This is a genomic window from Paraburkholderia sp. NMBU_R16, from assembly GCF_013282575.1.
Taxonomy (GTDB): domain Bacteria; phylum Pseudomonadota; class Gammaproteobacteria; order Burkholderiales; family Burkholderiaceae; genus Trinickia.
The window spans coordinates 21460-36308 of sequence record NZ_JAAAYE010000038.1; the positions used below are offsets into that span (position 1 = coordinate 21460).

Annotated in this window: 12 protein-coding genes; 5 read left to right on the forward strand and 7 right to left on the reverse strand. The window is 65.6% G+C overall.

Annotated features, from left to right (window positions below; translation table 11 throughout):
- Nucleotides 1-2: 2 nt before the first annotated feature.
- Both GWC77_RS29150 and GWC77_RS18915 read right to left on the reverse strand, forming a co-directional pair.
- Nucleotides 3-890 carry a hypothetical protein gene (locus GWC77_RS29150; RefSeq protein ID WP_217283334.1) on the reverse strand — a complete coding sequence of 296 codons (888 nt, stop codon included), beginning with the start codon at nt 888-890 and terminating at the stop codon, nt 3-5.
- 104 nt (nt 891-994) lie between these two features.
- Complete coding sequence (locus GWC77_RS18915) at nt 995-1834, reverse strand: LysR family transcriptional regulator (RefSeq protein WP_173259527.1); 840 nt, start codon at nt 1832-1834, stop codon at nt 995-997.
- Between the two features lie 127 nt (nt 1835-1961).
- Between GWC77_RS18915 and GWC77_RS18920 the strand changes: the two genes are divergently transcribed.
- The 4 genes from GWC77_RS18920 (at nt 1962) to GWC77_RS18935 (ending at nt 6163) form a co-directional block, all read left to right on the forward strand.
- The gene (locus tag GWC77_RS18920; RefSeq protein WP_173259529.1) at nt 1962-2597 is read left to right on the forward strand and encodes an FMN-dependent NADH-azoreductase; all 636 of its coding nucleotides are present in this window, start codon (nt 1962-1964) and stop codon (nt 2595-2597) included.
- Nucleotides 2598-2652: 55 nt separating this feature from the next.
- A complete protein-coding gene (locus GWC77_RS18925; RefSeq protein ID WP_173259531.1) occupies nt 2653-3591 on the forward strand; it encodes a helix-turn-helix transcriptional regulator in 939 nt (312 codons plus the stop codon).
- A 274-nt stretch (nt 3592-3865) separates the two neighbouring features.
- Nucleotides 3866-4660, forward strand: a complete 795-nt coding sequence (locus tag GWC77_RS18930; RefSeq protein ID WP_173259533.1) for an ABC transporter substrate-binding protein — start codon at nt 3866-3868, stop codon at nt 4658-4660.
- Between the two features lie 141 nt (nt 4661-4801).
- Entirely contained in the window at nt 4802-6163 is a 1362-nt protein-coding gene (locus GWC77_RS18935; protein WP_173259535.1) for an EAL and HDOD domain-containing protein, read from the forward strand.
- A 14-nt stretch (nt 6164-6177) separates the two neighbouring features.
- On the opposite strand, the gene GWC77_RS18940 is transcribed toward GWC77_RS18935, so the two are convergent.
- Both GWC77_RS18940 and GWC77_RS18945 read right to left on the reverse strand, forming a co-directional pair.
- Complete coding sequence (locus GWC77_RS18940; protein WP_173259537.1) at nt 6178-7635, reverse strand: HDOD domain-containing protein; 1458 nt, start codon at nt 7633-7635, stop codon at nt 6178-6180.
- 67 nt (nt 7636-7702) lie between these two features.
- The gene (locus GWC77_RS18945) at nt 7703-9550 is read right to left on the reverse strand and encodes a bifunctional diguanylate cyclase/phosphodiesterase (protein WP_173259539.1); all 1848 of its coding nucleotides are present in this window, start codon (nt 9548-9550) and stop codon (nt 7703-7705) included.
- A 259-nt stretch (nt 9551-9809) separates the two neighbouring features.
- Between GWC77_RS18945 and GWC77_RS18950 the strand changes: the two genes are divergently transcribed.
- Nucleotides 9810-10373 carry a peroxiredoxin gene (locus GWC77_RS18950; protein ID WP_173259541.1) on the forward strand — a complete coding sequence of 188 codons (564 nt, stop codon included), beginning with the start codon at nt 9810-9812 and terminating at the stop codon, nt 10371-10373.
- 39 nt (nt 10374-10412) lie between these two features.
- Here the strand turns inward: GWC77_RS18950 and GWC77_RS18955 are convergent, their stop codons facing one another.
- From GWC77_RS18955 to GWC77_RS18965, 3 genes are all read right to left on the reverse strand, one after another.
- The gene (locus GWC77_RS18955; protein ID WP_254367037.1) at nt 10413-10871 is read right to left on the reverse strand and encodes a YMGG-like glycine zipper-containing protein; all 459 of its coding nucleotides are present in this window, start codon (nt 10869-10871) and stop codon (nt 10413-10415) included.
- A 112-nt stretch (nt 10872-10983) separates the two neighbouring features.
- Nucleotides 10984-11400 (reverse strand): hypothetical protein, encoded by a 417-nt coding sequence (locus tag GWC77_RS18960; RefSeq protein ID WP_173259545.1) that lies wholly within the window; start codon nt 11398-11400, stop codon nt 10984-10986.
- A gap of 141 nt (nt 11401-11541) precedes the next feature.
- Nucleotides 11542-14847, reverse strand: coding sequence for an efflux RND transporter permease subunit (locus GWC77_RS18965; protein WP_173259547.1), 3306 nt, complete (start codon nt 14845-14847; stop codon nt 11542-11544).
- Nucleotides 14848-14849 lie beyond the last annotated feature (2 nt).

A 14849-nucleotide genomic window follows, 5' to 3' on the forward strand; every position in this document is an offset into this window, starting at 1 on the left:
GATCACTGCTCGGCCGGCACCGGCTGCCATCCGCCCGGACAGGTCGCGACATACGGATAGTATTGGTCCCAATAAGGACAGTAGTACCAATAGCCCGTGTCGTCCGGCGGCGCGTCGGCGAATCCAGGGACGAACGGGTCCGGATAGGGATAGATCGGCGCGGGATAAAAGTACCAGGCGCCGCCGACGATCCACCACCAGCCGTGCCGGCCGTCATGGTGCCCGTGATGCCAGTGTCCCGACCGCCAGACACGGACATCGTGCTCCTGGAAGCGGCCGATATCGCCATGCCACGGCGCGCGCGTGCGGGCGGGAGGAACAGCGGCGCGCGGTGCCACGCCCGGTTGCGGCGCGGTGGCGCGCGGTGCTATGCCGGGTTGGGGCGCGGTGACGCTCGGCGCGACGCCGGGCTGCGGATGCGGCTCGTGGGGGACGGGCTCTCTGTCGGGCGGTCGGGGCGCGGCGTTCGCACCTGGGCCGGCGCCGCCGGCCGCGCCCATCTGCGGAGTCGGCACATGCGGTGCCGGCATGATGCGGGGCCCAACCGCCGGCGGCGTGTGCGGGCCGATCGCGCGCTGCTGCATCGGAGGCGCTGCCCCCGGCATGGGCGGTGCCGCGCGGTTTTGGGCTGGCATCGGCGTATTCGGTGCAACGGCGCCGTGCTGCGGGGACGGCATTGGAACATTCGGGGCAATGCCGCCGTGCTGCGGAGCGGGCATTGCGGGTGCGGCGTGGCTCGGCGCTGGCGCCTGCCGGAATTCCTGAGCCTGAGCCCCTGCCGCGTGACCGGGGCCTTGCATCTGCGCGCGAACGGCGCCGCTGTTTGCGAGCGCTGCCGCAAGCAGCGCTGCCACGCGCAACGTGTTTCGTGTTCCGTTTCGCATCGACATGGCGCACCTCCTCGCGACGCGTCGTCTCCCCTTCAGCATAGGCCTGTCGAGCGCCGCGCGCTCGGGCGGCCGGTGCGTCATTGGTCTGATCACGGCGCGGGCGCCTAGCGTAGATCGCGCTGCGCTGCGCCGCAGAGTTCTTCGACGAGTGCGGTAACCGGGCTGCCACCGAACAGCGTGAACTCGACGTTCGGCAACGCGGGCAGCCGCGAATCGGCCCCGAGGGCCTGCAAGCCGCTATCGAGACGGCTCTCCAGCATCGGCGCAATAGCGAGGCCTGCCCGCACCGCGGCGAGTACGCCGCCGCTGCTCGGACAGACGAGCGCGATGCGACTGTCGATGCCGGCATGCGCGAGTGCGGCGAGCGCCGCCTCACGGTAAGGGCAAGGCTCCGGAAACACGGCCAGCGGCAACGGCAACGACACGTCGACGTTCATCCATTCCGCCGCTGCCCATACGAGCGGCTCGCGCCAGAGCGGGCGGCCCGGCCGGTCGTCATGACAGCGCCCGCCGAGCACGAAGTCGAGTTCTCCGCGATCCATCGCCTGCAATAGCGTGCCCGGCACGCCGATCGTGATGTCGAGCGCCACTTCCGGGTTGCGCAGCCCGAACGTATGCAGCCGCTCCATGATGCGGGCGTGGGCGAAATCCTCGGACATGCCCATACGCACCGTGCCATCGCTCGAACTGCGACGCAAACGCGCACGTGCGTCGCGATTCAGGGCCAGGATCGCGCGTGCATAACCCAGTAGCAGTTCGCCGTCCGGCGTGAGGGCGGTCGAGCGCGTCGTGCGCATGAACAGCGTCTTGCCCGCTTGATCCTCGAGTCGCCGCAAATGCGCACTGATGGCCGATTGCGTCAAATGCAGCCGTGCCGCGGCGCGCGTGAAGCTGCCTTCCTGGGCGACCGTCACGAACGAGCGCAACAGCACGGTATCGAACATGGGATTTAGTGAGGTTCGTGTTGAATGATTGAAGAATACTTCGTTTTCAATCGAATTCGCAATGTGATTAGATGAAGCTGGAGCCCACCCACCAGGCTTCACGCCCGCCATTCTTCGGAGAACCCCTATGACAAGGCTGTTGCACATCGAGTCCTCGCCGCGCAAATCCCGCTCCGCATCGCGGGAGGTGGCGCACGCGTTCATCGAGGCTTACCGGAGCGCACACGCTGACGCGTCCGTCGAGACGCTCGATCTGTGGCATACACCGTTGCCCGAATTCGACGGCGCGGCGATGCAGGCGAAATATGCGGGGCTTGCTGGAACGCCGCTCACCGACGAGCAGCGCGATACATGGAAGGCGATTCACGCCCTCGCGAGGCCGCTTCACGATGCGCATACGCTGCTGTTCTCGGTGCCGCTCTGGAACTTCTCGATTCCCTACAAGCTGAAGCATTTCATCGATGCGGTTTCGCAAAAGGACGTGCTTTTCTCGTTCGACGAGCGGGGGTTCGGCGGACTGCTGCGCGGCAAGCGGGCCGTCGTCGTCTATGCGCGCGGACTCGATTATTCGAAGGAATCAATTACGCCCGCCGAGTGTTTTGACTTCCAGAGGCCCTATGTCGAAGCCTGGTTGCGATTCGTAGGCGTCGACGATATCGAAACGGTCGTCGTCGAAAAGACGCTGTTCGGGCCTGAAGTCGATACCGCGGCGCGCCGCGACGCATGTGCGAGCGCCGAGGCGCTTGCGCGCGCTCGGCCATGAGCGCGTTTTGCCGGGGCGTTGTCGCGGCCGCCCGTTTCATCCGCCGGGAGATGTCATGTCGGAATCGTTGCGCACCGATGCAGGTCAGCGTTCCTATCGCATCCTCAGGGACCCCGAGCTCGGCCTCGGGCCTGGCCCTGTCGTACTATCGCGAGAGGAGGGCGAACCCGCCCGTTCATCGGCTGCGCGTCTTGCAGCGTTGGCGGACGGGCTCGCGGCGCAGTCCGACGGCGCGCTGCGCCGTACGCTGATTCGCAACTGCCTCGTCGATGCCGGCTTCGATTGGCTTTGCTATTGCCGCATCATGTGCCTCGATGCCCGGGTGAGCCGAGCGGCCTGGTACGCACAGTATTCGCCGCCGGGCTGGGCGGAGGCCTATTGCGGCGCGCACTGCTTCGACGCTGACGTGCGAGTCGTCAAGGCGTGCACGGTCGGCTGGCCGTTTGCATGGGGGCTCGAAGACCTGACACGCGATGCGGCCGGCGCGGGCAGGGCGGGCGCGGCCGCACGGAGTCTTGCGGCGCTGGCGGCTCGCGCCGGCATCGGTTCGGGCGTGACCGTGGGCTTCGAGACGGCGCGTCCGTTCGAGTACTGCATGGTGACGCTGTCGAGCACGCTTGCCATGCGCGCCTGGATTTCCGATGCGACGATGGGCGCGGCGCTGGTGTTGGCGGGCGCAATACACGCGTTCATCGAGCCGCGTATCGGCCCGCTGCTGACGACAACGGGCGCAGATGGGCTCACGGCGCTGCAAAAGCGCATGCTCGATCTGATGACCCAGGGCTCGTCCGATCGCGAAATAGGCGCATTGCTGTCGCTCTCGACCGATCAGGTGGCCTATCAGCTCGGCGGCATCGAGCGGCGCTTCGGAACGCGCAATCGCGCGCAATTGGCTTACGTGGCGGGCGTGTTGTCCCGGCAACCCGCCGAACGTGCCGCCCAACCGGCGATGGAACCCGTGGAGGACGACGGACGGCGGGTGCGGTACGCATGAACGGCGCCGGGGCTGCGAGGGTCTTCGCGTGAGTCTCGGCGTTTGCCGCTGAGCGACATCGAATTGCATCTTTGGGCATGCCATTGCCGCGGCCCGGTTCGTCCGGTTTTCTTCCCCTTCTCGAACGAGCGCGCGGGCGCCGCCTACAATGCGGCGCCCGCTCGTTTTGTGCATCGCACAAGACGAGCGCCGGGCATTTGAACGCTGATTTTGGCGCGGCGACGATGCGCCGGCTGCGTCCATCGTTGCAACTCTTTCTCGTTTAGGGATCCTGATGAAATCGAACTTCCGAAAGCACACAGCGCTTGCGCTCTTCGCTGCGGCGTCGCTGATCGCGAGCGGCGCATCGGCCGCCGAACTCAAACAGATCCGCTTCGGCGTCGAGGCGTCGTATGCGCCGTTCGAATTCAAATCGCCGACGGGCGAGCTTCAAGGCTTCGACATCGAAGTCGGCCATGCGGTTTGCGCGAGGCTCAAGGTCAAATGCGTCTGGGTCGAGAACGACTTCGACGGCCTGATTCCGGCGTTGTCCGCGCGCAAGTTCGACGCGATCAATTCGGACATGACGATCACGGAGCAACGTAAAAAGGCCATCGACTTCACCGAGCCGATCTATTCGATCCCGAATCAGCTGATCGCCCGGAAGGGCAGCGGCCTGCTGCCGAGCGCCGCTTCCCTCAAGGGCAAGCGCGTCGGCGTGCTCCAAGGCACGATTCAGGAATCGTATGCGAAGGCGAAGTGGGCGGGCGCAGGCGTCGACGTGGTGCCGTACCAGACGCAGGACCAGATATACGCCGACCTCGCCGCCGGACGGCTCGACGCCGCGTTCCAGGATTCGGAGGCGGCATCCAAGGGGTTTCTCAAGCGTGCGCAGGGCGCGGCGTTCGAGTTCGCGGGGCCGACGGTCACTGACTCGCAATTGCTCGGCTCGGGCGTGGGCTTCGGCGTGCGCAAGGGCGATGCGGCGTTGAAGGCGGCGCTCGACGAGGCGTTGCGTGCGCTGAAGGCCGACGGCACGATCGAGCGAATCGCGGCCAAGTATTTCGACGTGAAGGTCGTGCTCAAATAAGACCGCTTCGCCGGCGTTGCTCCGGCCCTCCTCGAGCTATCGCTTCGCTGCGGCCCCGTCGTATAATCCGGCCCAGATTGGCCACGGGGCCGGTACGCGCAGTACCGGGCGGCGCTAAAAGCAGACAAAGAAGAGGGGCTGATGGAGACGACCAACGTGACGGCGGTACAACCGGCGGTGGCCAGCGAGCCTACCCAGGCGGGACATCCGCCCGGCGCGGTTACCCATCCCGCGCGTCAGCCGCTCGTCGACGCCGAGGGGCTTTTGTGCGGATTCGAGTTGGTCACGCGCGAGCCGCTCGCCGGCGACGGTGCCGCGGCTGTGGACGCTGACCCCGCAAGCCGCCGTGCCGCATCCGACGCTGCGCTGACGCAAACGTTGGCGCTACTCGGAGCGAGTGGCGTGCATGCGGCGCTGGGTGGCCATCGAGGCTATCTGAGCGTGAATCGCGCATTGCTCATGGCCGACGATCTCGCTCGCATCTCCCCGGAACGCTACTTCTTCCAATTGCCGCCCGATATCGCCATCGATGGCGAGTTGACGGCCCGTCTCGTGGCGCTGCACGGCAAGCGTTATCGCTTCGTGCTCGACCGCGTGAGTGCGCCCGACGCGACGTTCGCCAAACTGCTGCCTTACGTCTATGCCGTCAAGATCGACGTCGCGAAGGTGGCGCCCGATCTGCTTGCGAAGCTGGCGGACGCGCTGAAATCGGCCGGCAAGATTCTCATTGCGCTCGGTGTCGATTCGCACGAGACCTTCGAGCGCGCGAAGGCCGCGCGCTTCGATGTCTTCCAGGGGTACTTCTTCGCGCGCGCCGACAGGCAGGCCTCGCGGCGCGCGAGTGCACCGCGCCAGGCGCTGCTGAACCTGTTGCGGCTGCTTTCGGCGGATCCGAGCGTCGCGCAACTCGAAGCCGAGCTCAAGCTCAACCCGGTGCTCGTCATGCACATCATGCGGCTCGCCAATTCGGGCGAGGCGAGCATCGGGCGCAAGGTGGCGACGCTGCGAGATGCGATCAATGCGACGGGCACCAACCGTATCGCGCGCTGGACGCAGTTGCTGCTGTACGCGGACGGCCGAAAGGTCCGGCTCGAGGACGATCCGCTCGTGCAGCTCGCGGCCACACGCGCGCGTTTCATGGAAATGGCGGCGGCCCGCCTGACGCAGGCGAACCGGAAGGTCGTCGATGCGGCGTTTTTGACCGGCGTGTTTTCGCTCGTCGACGCCGTGTTTGGCGATACGCTCGAAGCCACGTTGGACGCGCTGATGCTGGCGGGCCACATCCGCGCGGCCATTCTTCGGCACGAGGGATTGCTCGGCACACTGCTGGCCGCCGTGCAGGCGCTCGAGCGCGCCGACTGGGCTGCGCTCGAGCAGATGAGCGCGGCACTGGCACCGTTCACGCCGCCCGAACTCGCCGAATTGGCCATCGCTTCAGCGGCATGGGCCAGCGCGGCCGATCAACACGGCGACAACGCGGGGCTCGAGCGCGTACAGGAATAGTGCGCTCGCGCGCCTCAGAGCGTTTCGACTTCCTGCGCCGGCGCATGTGCGAAGAAGCGGCCGAGCTCGCGGGCGAGCTCGTTGAGCGCGCTCATTTCGACTTGCGAGATCTTGCGGGGCTCTTGCGCGTGCGACCAATCGCCGTACAGCAGCGCGACCGTCGATTGGTCGACGGTCACGGGCAGCAGGACGAATGAGCGGGCGTCGGAAAAGGCATCGCGGAACCAGGCCGGCAGCCGTGCGAGCATCTTCGGATCGTGCGCGTTCTCGATGAAAATGCCGATCGAGTTGGCGATCGCAAGATGAAACACGTCGGGCTCGAACGCTTCATTGAACGAAAGCGTCGGCAGCAGTTTCTCCACATCGCGTCCAAAGCCCAGCCGCGACTTGAATAGCCCCGGTGCCTGTCGCACGAAGACGATCGTGCGGGCAAAGCCGAGACCGGCCAGCACGGTCTCCGAGGCAAGCGCCAGGACCGGCGCCAGCGCATTCTCGGAGGGCAGCGCGCGTAGATCCTCGAGGCCCGCGGCGATGCGCGCCTCCGGCGCCACGCCCGCGCGAGCAATGGCATCGGCGCTTGCTCGCAGTTCCACGATTTCCCGCATGACACCCATGCCGGCTTCCTCGCGCGCGAGCGCCGTGCTCATCGACACGAGCGCCTCCGGCGCTATCGCCAGTGCGTCGCCGTAGCGTTGCGCCAACGCTGCGAGTTCCATTTCGGGGGCTTGCGCGTGTACATCGGACGCGCTCAGCACGTCGGCCACATCGGCCGAAAAATTGGTTACCGCGCGTAGCCATTGGACGTGCTGCGGCTCGTTCGCCTCGGGTTCATAGCGGCCCATGCCCGCACGGATCTGCTCCGGCAGACGCCAGCGCGAGGCCGCTTCGAGGCCGATTTCGTCGAAGGTGACGCCAAGCACGGCGTTGCAGGCAGCGGCTTCGTCGAGCCCATCGCTTTCGACCTTGCGCCGGATCGTGTCCCACTCCGCTTCGAGATAGCAAACGACGAGCAGCTTGCCGACTTGCCGCATCAGCGTGCAAACGACGGCTTCCTCGCCCGCGCCCAAATCCGCTGTGTCCGAAGTCAGCTTGCGTGCCACGCTGCCGGACAGCAGCGTACGGTTGAGTTCGAGCTTCGCGTCGATGCGGTGCGGCGCGCTTTGGTGGAAGTGATCGACGAGCTTGAGTCCGACGACGAGGTGGCCGACCGCATCCATGCCGAGCACCATCAGCGCGCGCGTGACCGTCGTGATGTTGCCGCCGAATGCCATGTACATCGCCGAGTTGGCGAGCCGCAGGACCTTTTGCGTCAGCGCAAAATCCGACAAGACGACCTGTACCAGCGCCGAGAAGTCGAGATCGTCGTTTTTCATCGCGGCCACTGTGGTCCGCAGCGATTGGGAGAGCATCGGAAAGTCGCCGCGCTCGCTCATTTGAGCCCAGAGCTTATCGAGCAGCGCCGCCTTTACCATGTGAATTCCGTCAAAACCATATACATGTCGATTGATGGAGCCGTCCTGCGTGCCTTTTTCGCGTGCTTCAAGCGAAAGACGCGTCTTCGTGCAGGCGCAAAACGCGGGCCGCGAAGCGTTGCGCGAGCTCTTCCGAGGGCAGAGCCTGGCAGACCAACCACCCCTGGATGTGCCCGCAACCCATCTCGGTCAGGAGCCGCCGTTGCGCCTCCGTTTCCACGCCTTCCGCGACGAGTTCGAGCTCGAGCGTGCGCGCGAGTCCGACTACGGCGGATACGATGGCCTGGTCGTTGCGAGAGGTTAGCAGGTTCTCGACGAAACTGCGGTCGATCTTGAGCTTGGCGAGCGGAAAACGTTGCAAGTACGCAAGGCTCGAGTAGCCCGTACCGAAATCGTCGATCGCGAAGCGGATGCCGAGCGCCGTCAGCTCCTCGAGGAGCGCCTTCGCATGGGCCGGGTCCTGCATCAGCAGGCTCTCGGTGATCTCGAGCACGAGGCGGCTCGCGTTAAGCCCGGTGAGCGTGAGCGCGTCGCGCACGTTTTGCGTGAAGCGCGGATCGCGGAACTGCTGCGGCGAGACGTTGACCGCGACGTATTGCAGCGCGATGCCCTGGATGTCCCACTGCACGAGCTGCATGCAGGCGACTTTGAGCACCCAGTTGCCGAGGTAGTTGATGAGCCCGATCGATTCGGCCAGCGGGACGAACGTCGAAGGCGGCACGAGGCCATGGACCGGATGGTGCCAGCGCATGAGCGCCTCCACGCCGACCACGCCGCCCGTCCGGCTCTCGGTGATCGGCTGGAAATGCAGCGCGAACTCGCCGTTGCGCACGCCGTCGTAGAGATCGGCTTCGAGTTTCAGGCGCTCGGCATCGGCCGGATCGGCGTTGGGCGTGTGAAATGCGATCGTATTGCTGCCCGAGGCCTTCGCCTGAGCGAGCGCGTGATCCGCGCGTCGCAAAAACTGCTGGTGGTGGCCGGCCCGGCCGCCGCCCGGCACGGCCGGATCGGGATAGAGCGCGATGCCGACGCTCGCCGAGAGATGGACAGCCTGGCCGTTGAACGAGTAGGGCTGTTGTATTGCGGTCATGAAACGGCGCGCGAGCGCTTCGGCGGCCGCGGCCGCGTGCTCGCGCGTGTCTGCGCGCACGAGTACCGCGAACTCGTCGCTCGTCACGCGCGCCAGCGTTTCCTCGGATGACACGAGACTCGCGAGCCGCGCGGCCGTCTCGCGCAGCAAGGCGTCGCCCGCTTCGTAGCCGAGTGCCCGGTTCACGCGTTGATAGTCGTCGAGATCGACGAGCAGCAGCGCCGCGCCGGTACTTTGTGTGTCCACCGTTTCCAGAGCGCTCTCGAGCGCCGCGGCGAGTGCCGTGCCGTTGGCGAGGCCCGTCATGCGGTCGTTGTGCAGCTCGTAGGTGAGGCGTTCTTCGGTGGCGCGCCAGCCTGAAATGTCGAACGCCGAGATCGCGAAGCCGAGGGTGCCTTCATGAATACCCGCCACGGCGCGCAGTTCGACCGCAATCGGGTAGGTCAGAGATTTCATCAAGTGCACGGTGGCGCGCTCGACGCCGCCCGAGGCACTCGCGCGTGCAAGGAGGTCGTCCAGGGCGGCGGTGTCGCCGGCCGCGACCAATTCGTGCAGCGTGACCGCACGTAGATATTCATGGCGATAGCCGACGAAACGCAGGCTCGCTTCGGACACGTAGAGAAAGTGCAAGCCGGCGTCGACAAAAGCCAGGAAGTCCACGCCGCGGACGAGCCGGTCCAATTCGGCGGCCAGCGCATTGCGCCCCTGCGGCGCCGGGACGGCCGCGGCGGCCACGGGCGGGGCCGCGGTTTTTCGCCGCCACAGCCGGTCGATCGTCTCACGCCAGGTGCGCCGGCGCGGCACGTTGCTTCTTTTTGCTTCCATTGAATCTCGCTGACGACGGGTCCCGACATTGCGGCGAATGTGCTTCGATGAGGCCCGCGCCGCGCGGGGCGCGTCCCGCGCACGCCTCCATCAGGCGGATTATCGGCTCCGATCCGAAATTCTTTAGCGGTTTTCGCGAATTGTTACGCGCTGTTACCGCCGCCTACCGATTCAGCCGGGAATCGCGCTCTTTGAGACAATGGCGGTAGCCCGCATTGGCGGCTCTCCCGCAGAGGTTGAACCGATTCGAGGAAGCGACATGAAACGATGGATGGGACGTATCGCGCTATGCACGGCGCTGATGACCGGCCTGGGAGCCTGGTCGTTCGACGCGGTTGCCGTGCTCAAGGCGGGCGACAAGGCGCCCGACTTCACGACGCAGGCCTCGCTTGGCGGCAAGACGTTCTCCTACTCGCTGGCCGACGCGCTCAAGCGCGGCCCCGTCGTGCTTTACTTCTATCCCGCGGCATTCACGAAAGGCTGCACCATCGAAGCACACGAATTCGCCGATGCCGTCGATGAATATAAACGATATGGCGCGACGGTGATCGGCGTGTCGCACGACGATATCGCAACGCTCGCGCGCTTTTCGGTCAGCGAGTGCCGCAGCAAGTTCCCCGTGGCTGCCGATGAAAGCGGCCACATCATCGAGTCGTACGATGCCGCGTTGCCGCTCGTGACCAAGCGAGCGAACCGGGTGTCCTATGTGATTGCCCCGGATGGCCGTATCGTCTACGAGTACACGTCGCTATCGCCGGACGAGCATGTCAAGAACACGCTTGCCGCCGTGAAGCAATGGGCGGCCGAACACCCGCACCGATGAGACGTGGCACGCCGCGCGTCCGGTGAAGGCCGCGCCGTCTCATTGACGTGGCGGCGGGGGCGGCGGTATTTCCGGCGCCCCCCTGTCACGCTGCCCTTCGGCATCGAACTGTTGCCGGTAGCTTCGCGCCATCCCGGCAGGCACCGGCACGCGCTCGCCCGCTGCGTACATGCATTGGATATACGCATAGTCATAGCGGCGTTGTATCCCGTATCCGGAGGCCTGTGCGGTGCCCGCACCGATGGCGCTGCCCCCGAGAAGCCCCGCGCCCGCGCCGATCGCCGCACCCTGGCCGCCGCCGAACGCGGCGCCGGCCGCGGCGCCCACTGCCGTGCCGAGCGCCGCCGAGCCGACGGCACTCGTCGTTGCCGCTTGTTCGGCGCTGACACCGCCCACTTGCGCGAGAGCATATTGCCGGCACGACGCATCGTCCCCGCGAAACTGATCGAAAGACTTTCCGGTTCCGGGCAATGCCAACACGCTTGGGCCACTCGGCATCACCGTGCAGCCGGCGAGTGCGGCCGCCAGCGCCGCCGCCGCGGGAGCGGCGACGAGCCGCCGTTTGGCCCGCTGGCCGTCATGATAGGAGGAAAGCATCGGCGACCTCACTTCAGCGATTTCGCTCGGGCGTGGCCGGGACGTCCTGCCAGCCGCCCGCGCAGTCCTTGACGTAGGGGTAATACTTTTTAGACGCCGCGCAGTACCAATAGGTTTTGCCCGAAGACGAACGTTGCGTCGTCGAGGGCGCCGCTTGCGAGCGTTCGATGTAGACATCGGGCTCGGGCGGCTGGACGACGACCGGCGGGGATACGATGACGGGCGGGCCGTAATACGCCGGCGGGTAGGGCGCATAAGGGACGTAAGGCGGCGGATAGGGTCCGTAGTAGTACGGCGCCGGGACCACCGGGTAGTAGGGCGCGGGGGCCCCGACAAATACGCCCACGTTCCAGCGTGCCGCGTGGGCCGTACCGCTTGCGCAGGCCGCGGCGGCCGCGAGCAGCGCGAGGGAAGCGTTTCGCCATCGCACGACGATCTCCTTCAGAGGGCAGCGCCGAAACCGACCGGCGCACGAATCAAAGGTATGCCAATCGCGCCGCGAGTGCCATAACAGCGCGTCTCACAATTATTCCGATCTTTTACGGCCCACAAAGCGGGATTTTTCTGATCTTCAGTGGGACTCGCCGGACGCGAGCCCGGGTGCACGGCGGCGCGCCCAGCGAACGCGCAGCCGGTCCAGGCACAAGTAGACGACCGGCGTCGTGTAAAGCGTGAGCACCTGGCTCACGATGAGGCCGCCGACGATGGAAATCCCGAGCGGCGAGCGGAGTTCGGCGCCCTCGCCGGTGCCGAAGGCGAGCGGCAGCGCGCCGAGCAATGCGGCGCAGGTCGTCATGAGAATCGGTCGGAAACGCAGCAGACAGGCACGCCGAATGGCATCGAGCGACGACATACCCTGCCTCGATGCTTCGATGGCGAAGTCGATCATCATGATCGCGTTCTTTTTCACGATGCCGATCAGCAGAATGACGCCGATGAACGACATGATGCTGAACTCGGTCTTGAAAGCCAGCAGCGCGAGCAGCGCGCCGACGCCGGCCGAGGGCAGGGTCGAGAGAATCGTGATCGGATGGATGTAGCTCTCGTAGAGCACGCCCAGCACGATATAGACGGCCGCGAGTGCCGCGAGCGTGAGGATGGGCAGCGTCGACACTGACGACTGGAACGCTTGCGCCGTGCCCGAAAAGCTGCCGTGAATCGTTCCCGGCATGCCGATCTCGGCCATCGTCTGCTCGATCGCTTTTGTCGCGCTCGACAGGGACTGGCCGGGCGGGAGGTTGAACGAGATAGTGGAAGCGACGAACGAACCCTGGTGACTGACCGACAGCGGTGTATTGCCGGGCCCGAACGAGGCGATGGCCGATAGCGGAATCATCGTCTCGCGCGAGGTCGAGACGGCGGAACCGGTGGAGGCGCTCGACTTGCCGCTCGCCGCGATCGCATTCGTCGCAAGGTTGCGCGCTGCGTCGGCAGCCGCTGAGGTCCCCGCGGCGGCGCCCGTGCCCGCACTCCCAGTGCGGCTGGCGCTGCCGCTCGTCGACGCGCTCACGGTCCCGGCGACGGCATTCGTCGATTGGGAGCCGCTCGCGTTGCCGCCCGACGTGCTGATATAGATCTGCTTCAGCATTTCCGGGTCCTGCCAATAGCGCGGCGCGACTTCCATCACTACGTGATATTGGTTCAGCGGGTTGTAGATCGTCGAGACCTGGCGTTGGCCGAACGCATCGTAAAGCGTATTGTCGACTTGCGACGGCGTGATCTTGAAGCGGGCGGCACTGGCGCGATCGATCGTCACCATCGACTGAAGCCCGCCTTGTTGCTGATCCGAATTGACGTCGACCAGCTCAGGGCGACGCTTGAGCGCTTCGGTGAGCTTCGGTCCCCACTCATACAGCTCGGCCGTCGAATCGCCGAGCAATGTGAATTGATACTGCGCGTTCGATTGGCGCCCGCCGACGCGGATATCCTGCACCGCCTGCAAAAAGGTCTGCGCGCCGGCAACGTGCGAGAGTGGGCCGCGCAACTGGGCGATGACCTGATCGGCCGACAGTTTGCGTTCGCTCTTCGGCTTGAGCGAGATGAACATGAAGCCCGCGTTCGTCGCGCGGCCGCCGGTGAAACCCGTCGCCGTATCGACGGCCGGGTTTTTCTTGACGATCTCCATCATCTCGGCGAACTTGGTCTTCATGAGCTGGAAAGACGTGCTCTGGTCAGCCATGATGCCGCCGACGAGGCGTCCAGTGTCCTGCTGGGGGAAGAACCCTTTGGGCACCGCTATATAGAGATAGACGTTGAGTGCGACGGTGGCGACGAGCGTCGCAAGCACGAGCGCAGGATGTGCGAGCGCCCAGCCGAGCGTGCGTTCGTAGCCGGCCGCGAGCCTGTCGAAGCCGCGCTCGAGCGTGCGCGCGAGACGGCCTTGCGCTTTTTGTTCGTGGATCGGACGCAAGAGGCGCGAGCACATCATCGGTGTCACGGTCAGCGAAATCGCGAGCGAAACGCCGATCGCCACCGACAGCGTGACCGCAAACTCGCGAAAGAGCCGGCCGATGATGCCGCCCATCAGCAAAATGGGCAGGAACACCGCGACGAGCGAGAGGCTGATCGACAGCACCGTGAAGCCCACTTCGCGCGCGCCGAGATAAGCCGCGCGCATCGGCGGTACACCTTCTTCGATATGCCGCGAGATATTCTCGAGCACGACGATCGCGTCGTCGACGACAAAGCCGGTCGCCACGATGAGCGCCATCAGCGAAAGGTTATCGATCGAGTAGCCGAGCAGATACATCGCGCCGAAGGTACCGATGATCGATATCGGTACGGCGACGCTTGGAATCAGCGTTGCACGCCAGTTGCGCAGAAACAGAAATACGACGGACACGACGAGCGTGACGGCGATCAGCAGCGTGTGCTCCGTATCCTTGAGCGAGGCGCGGATCGTCGTCGAGCGATCGATCACCGGGGTGACATCGATCGCGGCTGGAAGCGATGCCTTCAGCTGCGGGATCATGCCGATCACGCGATCGACGGTCTGAACGATGTTCGCACCGGGCTGCCGGTAGAGGATGACGAGCACCGCCCGCTTGCCGTTCGATAACGCCAGGTTGCGCAAATCCTCGACCGAATCGACGACTTCGGCCACGTCGGACAGCTTGACCGCCGCGCCGTTACGGTACGCGATGATCAGATCCTTGTACTGCGAGGCGCGCGTAGCCTGATCGTTGGTATAGATCTGCACGGTGTGCGGGCCGAAATCGATCGAGCCCTTCGGGCTGTGCGCATTGGCCGCGGCGAGCGCGGCGCGTACGTCCTCCAGCCCGATGCCGTAGTGAAAGAGCGCCTGCGGTTCGAGCTCGACGCGCACGGCGGGGTTCGCCGCGCCGCTGACGTCCACTTCGCCGACGCCGTCCACTTGCGAGAGCGCTTGCTGCAGTACCGTCGATGCCGCATCGTAGAGCTGCCCGGCCGACATCGTGGGGGAAGTCAGCGAGAGAACGAGAATCGGTGCATCCGACGGGTTGTACTTGTGATAGGTCGGATTGCTGCGCAGGCTGGTCGGCAAGTCGGCGCGCGCCGCATTGATGGCCGCTTGTACGTCGCGCGCGGCGCCGTCGATATCGCGGTTCAATCCGAACTGCAGCGTAATGCGCGTGTAGCCGACGGAGCTTTGCGAGGTCATCTCAGTGACGTCCGCGATCTGCCCCAGATGCCGTTCCAGCGGACTCGCGACGCTCGTCGCCATCGTATCGGGGCTTGCTCCGGCCATCTGCGCCATGACCACGATCGTCGGGAAATCGATCTGCGGCAGCGGCGCGACGGGCAGCTTCACGAATGCGAAGATGCCCGACAAGGCAATGCCGATCGCGAGCAGCGTCGTCGCGACGGGGCGCGAAATGAACGGGCCCGAGAGATTCATGC